Here is an 18,581-nt window from a genome sequence, read left to right as displayed (position 1 = left end):
ACCAGAGAGTGTGCGCAGAGTCACACTGCACGAAGTGAGAAAAACGTTTGTCCGCTGTGAGCCAGATCCCTATAATACGCGCGTCTCAATTCCCCCCCACTTTAAAACTTGGTGAGAAAGGTCATATGGATATCTTGCGTGGTGCCCCAGCACTGTCTGATTTTCGTGTCCAAAAACTGCTGCAACGCTTCGCACAGATGAGAAACGAGAGTGGAGTAGAGAGCGGAGTAGAGATAGAGGATGTCTATGCCGAGTATGTGCACTTTGCCGAGCTGACAAGCCCCCTCTCTCCCCCCGAGCGAGCGACCTTGGGCCAGCTCTTGCGCTACGGCCCGACCATCCCCGAACACACCCCCAGCGGTCAGCTGTTTCTTGTTACCCCCCGCCCCGGCACTATCTCCCCCTGGTCTTCCAAAGCAACCGACATCGCCCACAACTGCGGCCTGAAACAGGTCAAGCGGCTGGAGCGTGGTATTGCCTATTACCTGACCATCAAGGGGCAGGGTGAGCTGAGTGCCGCCCAGCGCAGCGCCATTGCCGCCGTGCTCCATGATCGGATGATGGAAGTGGTGTTTGCCGAGATGAGCGAAGCTGCCGCCCTGTTTGCTCACCACGAGCCGCGCCCCTTCACCCAGGTGGATGTGCTGGGCGGTGGTCGCGCAGCCCTGGCCGAAGCCAACGTGGCGCTGGGTCTGGCGCTGGCCGACGACGAAATCGACTATCTGGTGGAGAACTTCACCAAGTTGGGTCGCAACCCCAACGACATCGAGCTCTATATGTTCGCCCAGGCGAACTCCGAGCACTGCCGTCACAAGATCTTCAATGCCGACTGGACCATCGATGGCGAACAGCAGCCCAAGTCGCTGTTCAAGATGATCAAGAACACCTTCGAGCAGACGCCGGATCATGTCCTCTCTGCCTATAAAGACAACGCCGCCGTGATGGAAGGGAGCCAGGGTGGCCGCTTCTTCCCGAGCCCGGCCAACGGCGAATACCAGTATCACCAGGAACAGGTCGACATCCTGATGAAGGTGGAGACCCACAACCACCCGACCGCCATCTCCCCGTTCCCGGGCGCAGCCACCGGCTCCGGCGGCGAAATTCGCGACGAGGGTGCCACCGGTCGCGGTGCCAAGCCCAAGGCGGGTCTGGTTGGTTTCTCCGTCTCCAACCTGCGCATTCCCGGCTTCGAGCAGCCCTGGGAGCAGGATTTCGGCAAGCCGAGCCGCATCGTCAGTGCCTTCGACATCATGCAGGAGGGGCCGCTCGGCGGCGCCGCGTTTAACAACGAGTTCGGCCGTCCGGCCATTCTCGGCTACTTCCGTACCTTCGAAGAGGAGGTGCCGAGCCACAATGGCGTCGAGGTGCGTGGCTACCACAAGCCCATCATGCTGGCTGGCGGCATCGGCAACATCCGCACCGAACATGTCCAGAAAGGGGATATCCCGGTCGGCGCGGCGCTGATCGTGCTGGGCGGCCCGGCGATGAACATCGGTCTGGGCGGTGGTGCCGCATCCTCCATGGCCTCCGGCCAGTCAGCCGAAGATCTCGACTTTGCCTCGGTGCAGCGTGACAACCCCGAGATGGAGCGACGTTGCCAGGAGGTGATCGATCGCTGCTGGCAGCTGGGTGACGACAACCCTATCGTCTTTATCCACGATGTGGGGGCGGGTGGTCTCTCCAACGCCATGCCGGAGCTGGTCAACGACGGTGAGCGCGGTGGTCGTTTCGATCTGCGCGCCATCCAGAGCGACGAGCCGGGCATGAGCCCGCTGGAGATCTGGTGCAACGAATCCCAGGAGCGTTACGTGCTGGCGGTAGCGCAGGACAAGCTGCCGCTGTTCAAGGCCCTGTGCGAGCGTGAGCGCGCGCCCTATGCCGTTATCGGTACTGCCACCGAAGAGAAGCACCTGACGCTCTCTGACAGCCACTTTGACAATCAGCCCATCGATCTGCCGCTGGACGTGCTGCTCGGCAAGGCGCCCAAGATGCACCGCGACGTGGTGACCCTGCCTGCACAGGGCAAAGCGCTCCAGCTCGATGGCATCACTTTGAGTGACGCGGCCGAGCGGGTTCTGCGTCTGCCGACCGTGGCGGAGAAGTCCTTCCTTATCACCATCGGCGATCGCAGCGTGACTGGCTTGGTCAATCGCGACCAGATGGTTGGCCCCTGGCAGATCCCGGTGGCTGACTGCGCCGTCACCGCTGCCACCTATGACAGCTATCACGGCGAAGCCATGTCGATGGGCGAGCGTACCCCGGTGGCGCTGCTCTCCCACGCCGCCTCCGCTCGCATGGCGGTGGCGGAAGCGCTTACCAACCTGGCGCCGGCCCACATCGGGTCGCTGAAGCGGGTCAAGCTCTCTGCCAACTGGATGGCCGCTGCCGGTCACCCGGGGGAAGATGCCGGTCTCTATGAGGCGGTCAAAGCGGTGGGCGAGGAGCTCTGCCCGGCCCTGGGCATCACCATTCCTGTGGGCAAGGATTCCATGTCCATGAAGACCCGCTGGCAGCAGGATGGCAAGGAGCAAAGCGTCACCTCGCCGCTCTCCCTGCTCATCTCCGCCTTTGCCCGGGTCGAGGATGTGCGCAACACGGTTACTCCACAGCTGCGTACCGATCTCGGTGAAACCGACCTTATCCTCATCGACCTTGGCAACAGCAAACAGCGCCTCGGCGCCTCGGCGCTGGCGCAGGTCTATCGCCAGCTGGGCGACAAGGCGCCGGATCTCGACAATCCGGTCCAGCTCAAGGGCTTCTTCAACGCCATTCAGGCGCTGGTGGCTGATCGCAAACTGATCGCCTATCACGATCGCTCTGACGGCGGCCTGTTCGTCACCCTGACCGAGATGGCGTTTGCCGGTCACTGTGGCCTCGACATCCAGCTCGATCGCATCGGTGGCGAGCTGCTGCCGGCGCTGTTCAACGAAGAGCTGGGCGCCGTCATTCAGGTGCGTCGTGAAGACAAAGAGGCGGTGATGACCCTGCTGGCCGGCCACGGTCTGGCGGCCTGCTCCCATGTGCTCGGTACCGTGCGCGAAGGGGACCTCATCACCCTGCAGCGGGGCGGTCAGGAGGTCTATCGTGCCAGCCGTACCGCCCTTCGCACCATCTGGGGCGAGACCAGCTGGCAGATGCAGCGCCTGCGCGACAACCCCGAGTGTGCCGACAGTGAGCACGCGGCCCGTCAGGACGCCACCGATCCGGGTCTGCATGCCAAGCTGACTTACAACCCGTCCGAGGATGTGGCTGCACCTTACATTGCCCGCGGGGTCTCCCCCCGTCTGGCGGTGCTGCGCGAGCAGGGGGTCAACTCCCACGTTGAGATGGCGGCGGCGTTCGATCGTGCCGGTTTCGCGGCGGTCGATGTCCATATGAGCGACATTCTCTCCGGTCGCATTAAGCTGGAGGAGTTCCAGACCCTGGTGGCCTGTGGCGGTTTCTCCTACGGTGACGTGCTGGGGGCGGGGGAAGGCTGGGCCAAGTCCATCCTGTTCAACGACAACGCCCGCGAGCAGTTCCAGCGCTTCTTCGAGCGCGGCGATACCCTCTCTCTGGGTGTCTGCAACGGTTGCCAGATGATGTCCAACCTGCGAGACCTCATCCCGGGCGCCGATCTGTGGCCGCGCTTTGTGCGCAACCGTTCCGAGCGCTTCGAGGCCCGCTTCAGTCTGGTTGAGGTACAGGAGTCCCCGTCGGCCTTCTTCGCCGGCATGGCAGGCTCGGTGATGCCCATCGCCGTTTCCCACGGGGAAGGACGTGTCGAGGTGCGCGATGCCGCTCACCTGAGCGCACTGCAGCAGAGCGGTCTGGTAGGGCTGCGTTTTGTCGACAACCGCGGCAGCGTGACCGAACAGTACCCGGCCAACCCCAACGGCTCGCCGGATGGTATCACCGCCGTGACCACCACCGACGGTCGCGCCACCATCATGATGCCGCACCCGGAGCGGGTGTTCCGCACCGTGGCCAACTCCTGGCACCCCGACAACTGGGGCGAGGACGGCGCCTGGATGCGGATATTCCGCAACGCCCGGGTTCGTCTGGGTTAATAGAGAGAGCGCCAGCGCATAAAAACAGAAACCGGCCAATTGGCCGGTTTTTTTATCCGTGTCGTTACGGCTTGCCGAGCGGTTGGGGGATAAAGTCTCCCCGGTCGAGGATCCGCAGACAGGCATCCACCACATCCGCATCGAGCTGATGGCCGCGCATCTGGATGATCTGCTCCCTGGCCTGGGGAATGCCGAGGGCGGCGCGATAGGGGCGATCCGAGGACATGGATTCGACGATATCGGCGACGGTGAGGATGCGGGCCTCCAGCAGGATCTCATCCCCCTTGAGTCCCAGCGGATAGCCGGAGCCATCGAGATACTCGTGGTGCTGGTGGATCATCCGGGCGATGGGCCAGGGGAAGTCGATATCCTTGAGCACCAGATAGCCGATGGCGGGGTGTTCCTTGACCAGCTCGAACTCCAGTGGCGTGAGGCGTTCCGGTTTGGTGAGAATTTCAGCCGGTACCTGGATCTTGCCGATATCGTGCACCATGGCGCCCAGATAGATCCCCCGCAGCCGCTTCTCTTCCAGCCTGAGCTCCCGGCCGATGGCTTGGGCCAGCTTGGCCACATGTTTCTGATGGCCTGCGGTATAGGGATCGCGCTGCTCCAGCACGGCGGCGATGGCACCCAGCGCATCTTCCAGTGCCAGCTCCAGCTGGCGGGCATGGAAGATCTTCTCCTGTTGCGAGCGCAGATAAGCCTGCTGGGTATGGCGCGCCTGCAGGCCATAGGTGAGGTAGTCGGTCAGCTGGATGAAGAGCTGCTCCTCCTCCTGGCTGAACAACCGCGGCTGGTCGCTGTGAATGATCAGCGCACCGGCCTGATCCTCCTGCAGTGGCAAGGGGATAAGCAGGCGGGAGCGCAACGGGTGGCGGCCGGTATGGGGCCGCTCGTGGAAGATCACCTGATTGAGGCGCCGCTGGTGGAGGATGGCCTGGGTGAGGGCCTCATCGTTCAACCACAGCGTTTGTTCTGAGGCATCGGCACTGCCTGCCTGCGCCACGATTCTCGGTGGTTGGGCGAGTTCGGGCTGGCCTTGCAGCACTGCGACCAACGGAAAACGGTCATCGACGGCGATGGCATCGCAGATATCCTGCAGCAGTTGTGGCTCATCGCCCGGTTTGAGCAGGGCGTGGTGGGCGCGGCTGATCGCCTGCTGGGTCCAGCTGTACTGTTGCAGTTTCTCCTGCTGCCACTTCTGCTCGGTAATGTCTTCGAAGAAGACGCCGACCCCCACGATGACCCCCGCCTCATCACGCAGGGGAAACTTGGTGGTGCTGAGCCAGCGGGCTTCTCCCCCCTTCAGATAGGGCTCTTCGATGTGCTGGTGTATCCCCTCGCGCATGACTCGGGCGTCATCCTCCCGATAGCGCTGTACCAGTTCGGGGGGAAAAAAGTCGCAGTCATTCTTGCCCACCAGTGCCTCTGGGGAGAGGGCGAGATCCGCCGCCAGCAGGCGGTTGCCCGCGATGTAGCTGAATCGGGTGTCTTTGAGCAGCACCCGATAGGGAAGCTGATCCATCACCTGGGTCAGCAACAGCGCCGAGGAGGGGAGTGCATCGGTCAGTGGGTGGGGGAGTGCACAGGAGGTGAGGAGTTCGGACATCTTATCCCGCCTTGTCTGCAAGTTGACTGATGGGAGGGCCGAAGTGGTAGCCGGTCTGCCAGAGCACGATACAGCTATTGACCACTTTTTCATCGTAATGGATCCCGGCATAGCGGGTCAGTTCGGCAATGGCGTCACTCAGGGGCATGGCCCGGCGGAATGGGCGATGGGAGGTCATGGCGATCAGCGAGTCGGCCACCCGGATAATGCGCGCCTCCAGGGTAATGGCGTTGCCCGCCAGCCCCTGCGGATAGCCGCTGCCATCAAGGTTTTCGTGGTGCTGCAGCACGATGGTGGCAATGGGCCAGGGGAAGTCGATCTGTTTGAGAATATCGTGGCCGGCCTGGGGGTGCTGCTTGATCAGTTCGAACTCCACCGGCCGCAATTCACGGGGGCGGGTGATGATCTCGGTGGGGATCTGCAGCAGGCCAATATTGTGCACCATGGCCGCCAGTCCCAGCGCATCCAGCCGCTCTTGCCGCAGTTGCATGGCCTGCCCGATGGCCAGTGCCAAATCGCGCACCCTCAGCTCATGGCCCGCACTGTTGCGATCCTTGTGGCTGATGGCGCTGGCGAGGGCACTGATGGTCTGGAACAGCAGGTCACGCTGGTGGCGCTCGCTCTCCTTGAGGCGGGTGATGTCGACCAGGGTGCCGATGATGCCTGCAACCATCCCCTGATGGTCATAGAAGAGATCCTTGAAACAGATGACCTGATAGCGCATGCCATTGCGGTCATGCAACTGCTGTTCGATGCACTGGGGCTGGCGACTTCGCAGCAGCTCGGCTTCCCGCATGCTGTAGGCCTCGGCAAGCCCGACGGGCAGCAGCTCCTCGACCCGTCGACCCAGCAGCGCCTCCTTGCCGATGCCGATCACCTGATTGAAGGCCTGGTTGCAGCCCAGAAATCGCCCCTCGATATCTTTGTAGAACACCGGGATCGGGATGGCCTTGAGCAGGGATTCGTTGAAGTGTTTCAGATCCTTCAGTTCGGCCTGCTGACGCAGGGCGAGCTGCTCGCTGTCCTTGCAGAGGGAAATGGCGCGGGCCAGGTTGCCGAGCACCGGGCTGAACAGATGGCAGACGGGTACGATCTGCTGATGTGGCTGGGGGGCGAGCAGCAAGATGAGATAACCCCCTTCAACCTTGAGCCGATAGGCAAACTGGTAGGGGCGGCTGCCCGGCAGGGGGAGCGTCTGTTGCAGCAGGCAGTGCTCCTCCTCGCTGACCCACCCAGGCAGGGCCAGGGTGGTGCCGGTGTGCTGGCGAAGCTGCTCGTCGCCGATCACCTTAAGCAGCTTGTATCCCTCCCGTTGTTGCTGCAATACCGCGCCAACCGGCGTGGCGCAGTGATGCATAAAACGTTGCAGTACCTTGGTGAGCAGCGCATCCAGCGTGACTTCACGCCCGATGCAGAGCGCCAGATCGCAGACGATGGCCATGGCGTGGTCGTTGTTCATATCAATGCCCCGTTACAGAGAATGGCGCCGTTATGAAATTGGGGGTAATCCCCATGGCGCACGCTGCCAATTTCGCCAAGGGAGAGGGCTCCTGCCAGATCGCCGGCCCCCGAGTGGGTCAGCAGGGTGTGCAGCTCGGTCACTGTCTGCTGGTCGAAGTGCAGCTGGCGTCCTGCGCAGTAGTAGACCTCCAGCAAGTGTGCTCGGGTGAGGGTTTGTTGCTGGTTGAGGCGCCCGGCCAGTAAGCAGGCATGTTCGGTGGCACTCTCTGGCGCCTTCAGCAGAGTGAGGATGCTGTGCTCCGCGACCTCGCCGGCGCAGAGCAGGGCGCCGTCATCGTTTGCCTCGACGGGGATCCTGACAATCACATCCCCGTTGGCCCGCAGCAGGCCCAGTGGCATGTGCACCACGAAACGGTAGAGCTCCTCGCGCACCATAGTGTGCTGGAATTGCTGGCGGATCAGCCCCTGATATTTTTGAAAGGCCGGTTGCCAATCGATGTAGGCAATCTTGTTCGCTTCACTGCTGGTGGCCAGCATCGGTTGGGCCGAGAGTTGGTAACCATGTTCCAGAAAGGGAAAGCTGTTGCTGGGCCGCAGCGTGCAGGTGACCCCGTAGGCAAGTTGCCGTTGATTGTCGAACAGGCAGGCAAGGGGGGTGAAGCTGCCGCTGCCTGCGTTGGCGCCGGCATAGTTGACGCGATTGGCCAGTTGCAGATAAAGCGCATCCAGAATGGAGGCGATATTGGGAATGAGGTTGTCGAAGGTCAGAAACAGGGTTGGTGGCGGCGAAGGGGTTGGCCAGGTGGCCAGCATGTTCTCCACCTGTTTCGCAATCCGGTGGGCAAGGGATACTGCGCTGGCCTGCGGTGTCAGGGGCAGCAGTGTGGCGTGATAGGGGTTGGCTCTGGGCAGTAGCCAGGTCCCTTGCGGCAACAATCCTTGCGCACCGATCAGCTGGGGGAAAATGGCGCCATCCAGGGCGATGTTGAAGTCGCGGCACAACTGCTGCAACAGGGGAATCTGCGCGCAATCCTGTTCGGCCAGCAGTATGGTCAGCTTGCCTCCTTGCAAGGGTGCCAGCGTGGCGGCCAGTTCTGTCGGGTTAAATTGGCAAACGTAGTGTTGCTTCATCAATCTGAACTCCATTCCAGAATATAACCAATATATCAATAAGGAATTCAAGAGGGTATGAGGATCTCGCCCGGTTCTGGTTGTATGGCAAAAACCATGATGGGCATCACCCTCGCTGACTGATCTGTCATTTGCTGGCTCGCGGAGTGCGCGATGTTGTCGGGCTGCAAATAGAAAACCGGCAGCCAAGGCTGCCGGTTTGCGGGTAATGGTGAGGGGGAACGTCTGTGAAGGTTACTGCAAGACTACGTGCTGGAACCCTTGTACCAGGCTGATGACCGGCTGGGGATAGAGCCCCAGCAACACCACCAGGGCGGCAGAGAGCAGCACCACCACGCCGCCGGAGGAGAGTGCCCAGTCGGCGCTGGCATCGCGCCGCTGCATGCCCGGTTCGCGCAGATAGAGGGTCACCATCACCTTGAGGTAGTAGTAGAGACCCAGTGCGCTGCCAAGCACGATGGCGCCCGAGAGCCACCAGAGTTGCGCCTCGACGGTCACACCGATGAGGTAGAACTTGCCGATAAAGCCGAGGGTCATCGGGATGCCCGCCAAGGAGAGCATCATTACCGTCATCACGGCCGTGAGGTAAGGACGCTTCCAGAACAGGCCGCGATAGCTGTGCAGGGAGTCCGCATCCTTGCCGCGATAGGGGCTCGACATCATGCTCACCACCCCGAAGGCGCCCAGACTGGTGAAGAGATACATCAGCAGGTAGACCCCGGCTGCTTCCACCGGCATCTGGCCGAATCGGCTCGCGACGATGACCGCCAGCAGGTAGCCGAAGTGGGAGATGGAGGAGTAACCCAGCATCCGTTTGACGTTGGTCTGCACCAGGGCCAGCAGGTTGCCGATAAGGATGGAGATAACCGCCATGGCGGCCAGCAGCCAGTGGATCATGGGATCGCTCGCCGCCGGTACCGCCAGATAGAAGCGCAGCAACACGGCAAACACCGCCACCTTGCTGACGGTGGCGAGGAAGGTGGCGACCGGTGCCGGTGCCCCTTCGTAGACATCCGGCGTCCAGAGGTGGAAGGGGGCAAGCGACAATTTGAAGGCGAATCCGACCAGCATTAACCCCAGACCGCCCATCAGCAGCGGGTGGTGAGCCGGGCTCTCGGCCAGGGTCTGCCCCAGGGCAGCAAAGCTCAAGCTGCCTGCCTGTGCATAGAGCAGCGCCATGCCAAACAGCAGGAAGGCGGTGGCGGCGGCAGAGAGCACCATGTATTTCACCGCTGCTTCCAGCGAGTGGCGCTCGCGGTAGGCGTAACCCACCAGACCGAACATTGGCAGGGTCAGCATCTCGATCCCGATAAAGAGAGAGGCGAGGTGACGGGAGCAGGCCAGCACCAGACCACCGGCGGTGGCGATCAGCAGCAGCAGGAAGAACTCCTCCCGGTTGTCCGGGTAGGCTTTCAGCCAGGACTGGCCGAAGGTACAGGTGGCCAGGGCGCCGATGAGCACCAGTCCCATGTAGAAGACGGCGTAACTGTCCACTTGCAGCAGCGGGGTGACCCCCTGATCCCCTTGCGCCATCACGATGGGGAGAGAGAAGAGCGCCAGATTGAGACCAACGATGGTGACGGTATAGGCGGTGGTGACACAGCGGCGCCAGGCGATGGCCAGCATCAGGGCTGCCATGGCCCCGGTGGTCAGCAGCAGGGGAAGCAGTGCCAGCAGTTGGGAAGCGGAGAATGTCATTGCAGGGCTCCAGCAGTCGGCAGCAGATACCAGTGCAGCACGTTGATAAGGCTGCTGCTGGCGGTGTCAATCACGGGTTGGGGATAGAGGCCAAGCAGAACCAGCAGACCCGCGATCACCATCATCATGGTCAGCTCGCGGCGATCCAGTCCCTTGAGCATGCTCTCATCCTTGGCGGGGCCAAAGCAGGCGCGCTGCAACATGATGAGGGAGTAGACCGAGGCCAGCACCAGACCGAAGGTGGCGACCGCCGTGATGACAGGGGCAACCTGGAAGCTGCCGACCAGGATCAGGAACTCGCCGACGAAGTTGCCGGTGCCCGGCATGCCGAGCGACGCTACCGAGAAGAAGAGCATCACGCCGGGCAGATAGCGCAGGCGTTCCCACAGGCCGCCCATCTGGCGCAGATCCCGGGTGTGCAACCGCTCGTAGAGCTGACCGCAGAGGATAAAGAGGCCGGCAGCCGAGAGACCGTGGGCGATCATCTGCACCACGGCGCCCTGCAGGGCCAGCTCGCTACCCGAGTAGATGGCGATCATCACAAAGCCCATGTGGGAGATGCTGGTGTAGGCTACCAGCCGTTTGATGTCGGTCTGGGCAAAGGCCACGATGGCACCGTAGACGATCCCGATCAGGCCAAGCACCATGGCGTAGGGAGCAAATTCTGCGGACGCTTCGGGGAAGAGCGGCAAGGCAAAGCGCAGCAGACCGTAGGCGGCGGTTTTGAGCAAAATACCGGCGAGATCCACCGAACCTGCGGTCGGCGCCTGACTGTGGGCATCCGGCAGCCAGCCGTGCAGCGGTACCAGCGGCATCTTGACCGCGAAGGCGATAAAGAATCCCAGCATCAGCAGCCACTGAACGCCCTTGCTCATCGGGGTATTGAGCAGCTCCAGATAGTTGAAGGTGAAGACTCCGGTGGCATGCTGGTGGGTCAGCACCAGCCCGATGATGGCCACCAGCATGATAAGGCCCGAAACCTGGGTGTAGATGAAGAACTTGGTTGAGGCGTTGATCCGTGATTTGCCGTCAGTGACCGAGTGGCCCCAGAGCGCAATCAGGAAGTACATGGGGACCAGCATCATCTCCCAGAAGAAGAAGAAGAGGAACAGGTCCAGCGCCATGAAGACCCCGAGCACGCCGCCCAGGATCCAGAGCAGGTTGAGGTGGAAGAAGCCGATGCGCTGCACGATCTCTTTCCACGAACAGAGAATGGCCAGTACCCCGATAAAGCAGGTAAGGATCACCATCAAGAGCGACAGGCCATCCACCGCCAGATGCAAAGAGATGCCGAAGCGCGGGATCCACGGCAGGCGCCACTCGGCGGCCCAGGCGGAGGCTGCACCAGAGACGCCCGCGCTGTCTAGGCCCGTGGTGGCAAGGGAGAAATCACCACTTAGCCAGATGGCACAGGAGAGCAGCAGGCTGGCGCTCATGGAGATGAGGGCTACCCAGCGGACAAACTGCCCGCTGAGACGCTCCATCTGCCAGCAGAGCAAGCCGCCGATAAAAGGAATTAGCAAGATCCAGAGTAAGGTCACGGTATCAGCTCTCGTTCAAGTTCATATGAGATTGCGCTCCCTGTTCCATCAGGGAGAGCAAACAGCCCGGCTGTACGATCTTCGTGTTGTTCATCGCGTTATCCCAGCAGCAACAGCGCCAGCACCAGCACGGCGCCGATCCCCATGGAGGCGGCATACCAGCGCAACTTGCCGGTCACGGTCCAGGCCAGCAGCTGGTTGCCACGCAGGGCGAACCAGGCGGGCAGGCCCATCATCCAGTCCAGCGGATCCTGCCCGACCAGACGGGTAGCCAGCAGATAGGGCTTGACCCACAGCTGGTCGTAGAGCCAGTCAAAGCCCCAGGCGTTGAACCAGAGGGTACTGAGCAGGCGGCCCGGGGCGCTGTTGGCAATGGATGTGGCCAGACGGCGCTCACCAAGGAAGAGGAACGCGGCCAGCGCGATCCCTGCGATGGCGATGATGCCGGAGGCTATCTCCAGGGCATGACGACCCTCTTCGATATGATCCCCCGGGCCTGCGGGCAGCACACCTGCCAGTGGCGGGGTGATCAGTGCCCCGATGCCGGTGGAGAGCACCAGCAGAACCAAGAGCGGCAGATGGTGAGCCAGACCGTGACCGGCGTGGGCTTTGGTCTGCTCTTTGCCATGGAAGGCGATAAAGATCAGCCGGAAGGTGTAGAGGGAGGTGAGGAATGCCCCCACCAGACCGGCCCACAGCAGAGCGCTTTGGCCAGAGGCTTCTACTTGCCACAGGATGGCGTCCTTACTGTAGAAACCCGAGGTGACCAGCGGCAGCGCGGCCAGCGCCGAACCACCTACCAGGAAGCAGGCATAGACCAGCGGCAGACTCTTGCGCAGGCCGCCCATCTTGAAGATGTTCTGCTCGTGATGGGTCGCGACGATAACGGCACCGGCGGAGAGGAACAGCAGCGCCTTGAAGAAGGCGTGGGTCATCAGGTGGAAGATGGCCCCTTCCCATGCACCGACACCGAGTGCCAGGAACATGTAGCCAATCTGGCTCATGGTGGAGTAGGCAAGGATCCGCTTGATGTCGGTCTGTACCAGCGCAGCAAAACCGGCCAGCACCAGGGTGATGGCGCCAACCAGCCCGACCAGATGGAGGATCTCCGGCGCAAGCAGGAACAGGCCATGGGTGCGGGCAATCAGGTAGACACCGGCGGTCACCATGGTGGCGGCGTGGATCAGCGCGGAGACCGGCGTCGGGCCAGCCATCGCATCTGCCAGCCAGGTTTGCAGCGGCAGCTGGGCTGATTTGCCGACCGCACCACCCAGCAGCATCAGGCAGGCGAGCGACAGGGCAGGGGAGCCTTCGGCAAACATGGTCGGCGCACGAACCAGCAGCTCGTGAATATTGAGAGTGCCCAGTTCGCGATAAAGGATAAACAGGCCGATGGCGAGGAACACGTCACCCACACGGGTCACGATGAAGGCCTTGAGGGCCGCCGCGCCATTGTTGCGATCCTTGTAGTAGAAGCCGATCAGCAGGTAGCTGCACAGCCCCACCCCTTCCCAGCCGAGGTAGACAAACAGCAGGTCATCGGCAAGTACCAGAAACAGCATGCTGGCGATAAAGAGGTTGGTGTAGGTAAAGAAGCGGGAGTAGCCCTCTTCACCGCGCATGTACCAGGAGGCGAACAGGTGGATGAAGAAGCCCACCCCGGTCACTACACCCAGCATGGTCAGCGACAGGCCATCCAGCGCCAGGCTGAAGGTGGGGGTGAAGTGGCCTACCGCCATCCACTGCCACAGGTGCTGGATATAGACGCCACCCTCGGGCGGGTTGGCCAGAAAGTCCATGCCGACCCAGAGTGTGGTAAGCGCCGAGAGACCAATGGAACCCACCCCGATCAGCGCTGAGGTGCGCTCCCCCAGACGGCCGAGGGAGAAGGCCAATACCAGCCACCCCAGCAGCGGAAATAGAAAAGTCAGATATAAGAGGCTCATCCGTGCATCTCGCTCACAGTGTCCACGTTAAGGGTGTGGTAACGACGATAGAGCAGCAGTAACAGGGCGAGGCCGATACTGGCCTCCGCTGCTGCCAGAGAAATCACCAGTATGTACATGATCTGGCCATCGGCCTGAGCCCAGCGGCTACCCGCCACCACAAATGCCAGTGCCGACGCATTCATCATGATTTCGATGCTCATCAGGATGTAGAGCAGGTTGCGGCGGATCAGCAGGCCGCATAACCCGATGCAGAAGAGCACCGCGGCCAGCAGGAGGCCGTGCTCCATAGGGATTCCATTCATTGCTGACCTCCTTCTTGTGCAGAGCGGGATGCTGTGCGGGGGACGGAGAGCACTTCACCGCTCTTCTCTTCCCGACCCAGGTGATAGGCGGTTACCAGACCAGCCAGCAGCAGGATGGAGGCAAGCTCCACCGCCAGCACATAGGGGCCAAAGAGCTCGACACCCACCTGCTTGGCGGTCACCTCGGTCACCCCGATCAGGCCCCCGGTCACTCCGAGAATGCCGTGGGCCAGAAAGCCCAGCAGGATCAGCGAGAGCAGGGCAGGGCCCCCCCAGGTCATGGGGGTGAGCCACTTTTTCTCCTGTGCCTGGGCACTCCCCAAGTTCAGCATCATCACCACGAACACGAACAGCACCATGATGGCGCCGGCGTAGACGATCACCTGCAGGGCCCCCGCAAAGGCGGCACCCAGGCAGAAGAAGATCATGGCCACGGCGATGAGGGAGATGATGAGATTGAGCAGCGCATGCATGGGATTGCTGGTGCTGATCACCCGCAGCGTGCTGTAAATGGCCACCAGGGCCGAGGCATAAAATGCCAGTTCCATGATTGACTCCTCAGGGCAGCAGGCTCTTGACATCGATGGGCTTGGCTTCGTTTTCGGCATCCCCTTTCGGCTTGCCGTCGATGGCCATCCCGCTCATGCGATAGAAGTTGTAGTCCGGGTATTTGCCGGGCCCGCTGATCAGCAGATCCTCCTTCTCGTACACCAGATCCTGGCGGCGATACTCACCCATCTCGAAATCCGGTGTCAGCTGTATGGCGGTGGTGGGGCAAGCCTCTTCACACAGGCCGCAGAAGATGCAGCGAGAGAAGTTGATGCGAAAGAACTCCGGATACCAGCGACCATCTTCCCGCTCGGATTTTTGCAGCGAGATGCAGCCGACCGGGCAGGCAACTGCGCAGAGGTTGCAGGCCACGCAGCGCTCGTCCCCGTCGGGGTCGCGGGTCAGCACGATGCGACCGCGGTAGCGGGGGGCCGCATAGACTGCCTGCTCCGGATAGTTGAGGGTTTCACGGGGCCGCCAGGCATGGGAGAAGACCATGGCCAGACTGCGTAACTGGGTGCCGACACCCTGAATAATGCTAACAATTTTCATATTGAGTGCCTCACTGCGTACTTATCAGTACAACTGCCGCGGTGACCAGCATATTGATCAGGGTCAGCGGCAAGCAGACTTTCCAGCCAAACGACATCACCTGGTCAAAGCGCGGGCGAGGCAGGGAGGCCCGCAGCAGGATGAAGAACACCATGAAACAGGCGGTCTTCAGGGCAAACCAGATGAAGGGGGGCAGCCAGGGGCCGTGCCAGCCACCGAAGAAGAGGGTCACGATGAGCGAGGAGATCAGCACGATGCCGATATATTCGCCCACGAAGAAGAGACCCCACTTCATCCCCGCATACTCGATGTGATAGCCGTCGGCGAGCTCCTGCTCGGCTTCTGGCTGATCGAACGGGTGACGGTGGGTGACGGCGACACCGGCAAACAGGAAGGTGACAAAGCCCAGGATCTGGGGCACCACGTTCCACAAGTCTGCCTGTGCCTCGACGATATCCCGCAGGTTGAAACTGCCGGTCTGGATCACAATCCCCATCAGGGATAGCCCGAGAAACACCTCGTAGGAGAGGGTCTGGGCCGAGGCGCGCAAGCTGCCGAGCAATGAGTATTTGTTGTTGCTCGACCAGCCGGCGAACAGCACCGCATAGACCGCCAGCCCCGCGATGGCCAGGATGTAGAGCAGCCCCACATTGAGATCCGCCACGCCCCAGGTGGGGGTGATGGGCACCACCGCAAACGCCAGAATAAAGGCGGTGAAGGCGATGATGGGGGCCAGGATAAAGATCCGGCGATCGGCGAACGGCGGGATCCAGTCCTCCTTGAAGAACATCTTGATCATGTCGGCGGCCAGCTGGAGCAGACCAAACGGCCCCACCCGGTTGGGGCCGTAGCGATCCTGCCACAGGGCCAGCAGACGGCGCTCGATGAAGCTCATGAAGGCGCCAGCCCCCACGATCCCCACCAGCACGATCAGTGCCTTGCCCACCTCCAGCAACAGATCGATCAGCGACTCGCTCATGCGATCACCTCCTGCAGGTTAGTGATTGAGGCTTGTTGCAGGGCCGTCGGCAGGCCGTTCACCCCAAGGGGGAGCCCCACCAGACCGGCGCTCAGCTGCTCGCTAAGCCGCAGACGCAGTTGCCAGTGGCTACCGCCCCAGGAGAAGGAGACCTGACTGCCCCCGTGGAGGGCCAGACGCTGCGCATCAAGGGGATTGAGCACCAGCTCGGGTTCGTTCATCCGGGCCTGAATGACCGGGCTGCGAGCGGAGAGCTCCTCGCCGCCAAACAGCTGGGCATAATTGACCACTTGCAGCGCCTCTGCGGCCTTGAAGGGGGCGGGGATGGTGGTGAACCAGCCGAGCAGCTCCTTGCCTTCTGCCTGCGGGTCTGTTGCTTCCAGCAGACGGCGACCCGGATCGCCAGCACGCAGTTTGCCACCCACTTCATCCTGGAACTTGTTCCAGGCGGAGGGAGAGTTCCAGCCCGGCGCCCAGGCGAACGGTACTTGCGGCAGCGGCTGACGGGCTCCGGCATACCCTTCCATGGAGAAGTTGAAGGGGGAGTCGGGATCTTGCGCTACCCGCGGTTCGCTGACGTTCTGATCCGCCAGCATGGAGGTGCGACCGCTGTAACGATGCGGCTCACGGGCCAGTCGCATGCCACGGATCCGCAAGCCTGCGTTGGGCGCCGCTTCCAGCATGGTAGCCAGCAGCGGATTGCTGGTGGCGCAGTCATGGTTGACCTGGTCGAAGTTCTGCCAGCGCAGCGGCTTGCGTTCGATCGCCCCTTGCAGCGCCGCCAGCCAGCGCCACCCTTCACGCACCTGAATATCGGCGTTGTAGAAGGCGGGCGCATAGACCTGGAAGAAGCGCTGGGCGCGCCCTTCCATGTTCACCAGGGTGCCATCGGCCTCGGCAAAACTGGCCGCTGGCAGCACCAGATCTGCCTTGTTGGCGGTCGGGGTTGCCTGATGGTCGATGACCAGCAGGTGCTGCAGCCGTGCCAGCGCAGCATCCACTCGGTTGCGCGGCGCGCGGCGGTAGAGATCGTTCTCCAGGGTGACCAGCGCCAACCCCTCTTCTGACTCGATACGCGCAAGGGCGGCTTCGAGCGGCTTGTCTGACAAGGTTTGAGCGCCCAGCATGGCCAGCCCCAGCGAATTGGCCTCCTGGCCAACCAGCGCGATGTTGGCTTCCTGTCCACGGCCTTTCAGGGCGCGGGCAATGTTGCTGGCCGCCTCAAGCAGCGCCACATCGCGGGCAGTGGAGCCTGCAATGATGAGCGGCTTCTTGGCGTTGCCGAGCAGCTCGGCCCAGCGAGCCGCTTGTGCCTGCTGTTCGGGGCAGAGGTCGGCCACGGTCGGTGCACTCGGGTCGAGCAGGTTGGCGATGGCAAAGCCAATGCGCGCCTGATCGGCATAGGGGGCGTGCAGCTTGTCGGCCGCTACATCGTCCAGACGGGTGGTGTCGAGACTGGTGATGAGCAGCGGGTAGCGCTCGTTCTGACCCAGTGTCTGAACGGCGGCGACTTGCCACAGATCGACCTTCATCTTGCGGGCCAGCTCGCGAGCCTTGCCCTTGACGGCTTGGCGCAGCGCCAGCGCGATACGGGCGGCGCTCATGGTGACATCTTCGCCGAGCACCAGAATGGCGTCAGCCTCTTCCATGTCCCGCAGGCTCGGAGTCGGCACGCCGCCCTGTTGCAGGATCTGCAGCATCTTCAGCTGACAGGCCCACTCGGCCTGCTCGACGCCTGCATAGAAGTTGTCTGCCCCCACCAGCTCGCGCAGGGCAAAGTTGCTCTCCAGCGAGGCGCGGGGCGAGCCGATGCCGATGAGGTCGCGGGCCGTGCGCAGGGCATCGGCGGCTCGGTTGAGGGCGCCATCGACCGTGATGGTCAGCTGGTCGTTGCCATCTTTGAGCAGCGGTTGGCGCGGACGGTCCGCCAGATTGACGTAGCCATAGCCAAAGCGGCCACGGTCACAGAGGAAGTAGTGGTTGACGCTGCCGTGGAAGCGGTTTTCAATCCGGCGCAGCTCGCCATAACGCTCGCCCGGACTGATGTTGCAGCCCACGGAGCATTGCTGGCAGATGCTGGGGGCAAACTGCATGTCCCACTTGCGGTTGTAACGTTCGGAGTGGGTCTTGTCAGTGAAGACGCCGGTGGGGCAGACCTCCACCAGGTTGCCGGAAAATTCACTCTCCAGGGTGCCATCCTCGACCCGCCCGAAATAGACGTTGTCGTGGGCACCATAGACCCCGAGATCCTCGCCACCGGCATAATCCTTGTAGTAACGGACGCAGCGGTAGCAGGCGATGCAGCGGTTCATCTCGTGACCGATGAAGGGGCCCAGCTCCTGATTCTGGTGGGTGCGTTTGGTGAAGCGGTAGCGACGGCTGTTGTGGCCTGTCATCACCGTCATATCCTGCAGGTGGCAGGCGCCGCCCTCTTCACACACCGGGCAGTCGTGGGGGTGGTTGGTCATCAGCCACTCCACCACGCTCTTGCGAAATTCTTTAGCCTCTTCATCCTCGATGGCGATGTAGCTGCCATCGGTGGCCGGGGTCATGCAGGACATGACCAGACGGCCGCGCTTGTCATCGGCATTCTGATATTGTTTCACCGCACACTGGCGGCAGGCGCCAACGCTACCCAGCGCCGGATGCCAGCAGAAATAGGGGACGTCCAGACCCAGCGACAGACAGGCTTGCAGCAGGTTATCTGCTCCGTCTACCTCGTACTCTTTGCCGTCTACATAAATGGTTGCCATACAACTTC

The 18,581-nt window shown here is 62.1% G+C and carries 12 protein-coding genes; 1 reads left to right on the top strand and 11 read right to left on the bottom strand.

The window, feature by feature from the left end; all coding sequences use genetic code 11:
- The first annotated feature begins 125 nt into the window (after window positions 1–125).
- Window positions 126–4,049 (top strand): phosphoribosylformylglycinamidine synthase, encoded by a 3,924-nt coding sequence (gene purL, locus AB5Z02_RS20600; protein WP_368216877.1) that lies wholly within the window; start codon window positions 126–128, stop codon window positions 4,047–4,049.
- Window positions 4,050–4,113: 64 nt separating this feature from the next.
- On the opposite strand, the gene AB5Z02_RS20595 is transcribed toward purL, so the two are convergent.
- The 11 genes from AB5Z02_RS20595 to nuoG all read right to left on the bottom strand — a co-directional run bounded on the left by AB5Z02_RS20595 (window position 4,114) and on the right by nuoG (window position 18,573).
- Entirely contained in the window at window positions 4,114–5,658 is a 1,545-nt protein-coding gene (locus AB5Z02_RS20595; RefSeq protein ID WP_101530741.1) for an HD domain-containing phosphohydrolase, read from the bottom strand.
- A 1-nt stretch (window position 5,659) separates the two neighbouring features.
- Window positions 5,660–7,117 (bottom strand): HD domain-containing phosphohydrolase, encoded by a 1,458-nt coding sequence (locus AB5Z02_RS20590; protein ID WP_368216875.1) that lies wholly within the window; start codon window positions 7,115–7,117, stop codon window positions 5,660–5,662.
- On the bottom strand, window positions 7,114–8,250 hold the full coding sequence (locus tag AB5Z02_RS20585; RefSeq protein WP_368216873.1) for an FIST C-terminal domain-containing protein: 1,137 nt from the start codon (window positions 8,248–8,250) through the stop codon (window positions 7,114–7,116). The genes AB5Z02_RS20590 and AB5Z02_RS20585 overlap by 4 nt, the downstream gene beginning before the upstream one ends.
- Window positions 8,251–8,484: 234 nt before the next feature.
- Entirely contained in the window at window positions 8,485–9,948 is a 1,464-nt protein-coding gene (gene nuoN / locus AB5Z02_RS20580) for an NADH-quinone oxidoreductase subunit NuoN (RefSeq protein WP_368216871.1), read from the bottom strand.
- Window positions 9,945–11,489, bottom strand: coding sequence for an NADH-quinone oxidoreductase subunit M (gene nuoM, locus AB5Z02_RS20575; RefSeq protein ID WP_368216869.1), 1,545 nt, complete (start codon window positions 11,487–11,489; stop codon window positions 9,945–9,947). Before nuoM ends, nuoN begins: the two co-directional genes overlap by 4 nt.
- 98 nt (window positions 11,490–11,587) lie before the next feature.
- A complete protein-coding gene (gene nuoL / locus AB5Z02_RS20570) occupies window positions 11,588–13,435 on the bottom strand; it encodes an NADH-quinone oxidoreductase subunit L (protein ID WP_368216867.1) in 1,848 nt (615 codons plus the stop codon).
- Entirely contained in the window at window positions 13,432–13,740 is a 309-nt protein-coding gene (gene nuoK, locus AB5Z02_RS20565) for an NADH-quinone oxidoreductase subunit NuoK (protein WP_033114519.1), read from the bottom strand. Before nuoK ends, nuoL begins: the two co-directional genes overlap by 4 nt.
- Window positions 13,737–14,288: an NADH-quinone oxidoreductase subunit J gene (gene nuoJ / locus AB5Z02_RS20560; protein ID WP_005359828.1), complete on the bottom strand. Its 552-nt coding sequence runs from the start codon at window positions 14,286–14,288 to the stop codon at window positions 13,737–13,739. Before nuoJ ends, nuoK begins: the two co-directional genes overlap by 4 nt.
- Window positions 14,289–14,298: 10 nt before the next feature.
- Complete coding sequence (gene nuoI, locus AB5Z02_RS20555; protein ID WP_005337245.1) at window positions 14,299–14,841, bottom strand: NADH-quinone oxidoreductase subunit NuoI; 543 nt, start codon at window positions 14,839–14,841, stop codon at window positions 14,299–14,301.
- A 10-nt stretch (window positions 14,842–14,851) separates the two neighbouring features.
- On the bottom strand, window positions 14,852–15,820 hold the full coding sequence (gene nuoH / locus AB5Z02_RS20550; protein WP_005337244.1) for an NADH-quinone oxidoreductase subunit NuoH: 969 nt from the start codon (window positions 15,818–15,820) through the stop codon (window positions 14,852–14,854).
- Entirely contained in the window at window positions 15,817–18,573 is a 2,757-nt protein-coding gene (gene nuoG / locus AB5Z02_RS20545) for an NADH-quinone oxidoreductase subunit NuoG (protein WP_368216865.1), read from the bottom strand. The genes nuoH and nuoG overlap by 4 nt, the downstream gene beginning before the upstream one ends.
- Between the last annotated feature and the right edge of the window lie 8 nt (window positions 18,574–18,581).

Origin of the sequence: Aeromonas sp. R2-3 (assembly GCF_040908375.1) — a bacterium.
In the GTDB taxonomy this organism is placed as follows: Bacteria; Pseudomonadota; Gammaproteobacteria; order Enterobacterales; family Aeromonadaceae; genus Aeromonas; species Aeromonas veronii.
This window is presented reverse-complemented; position numbering and strand designations above follow the sequence as displayed.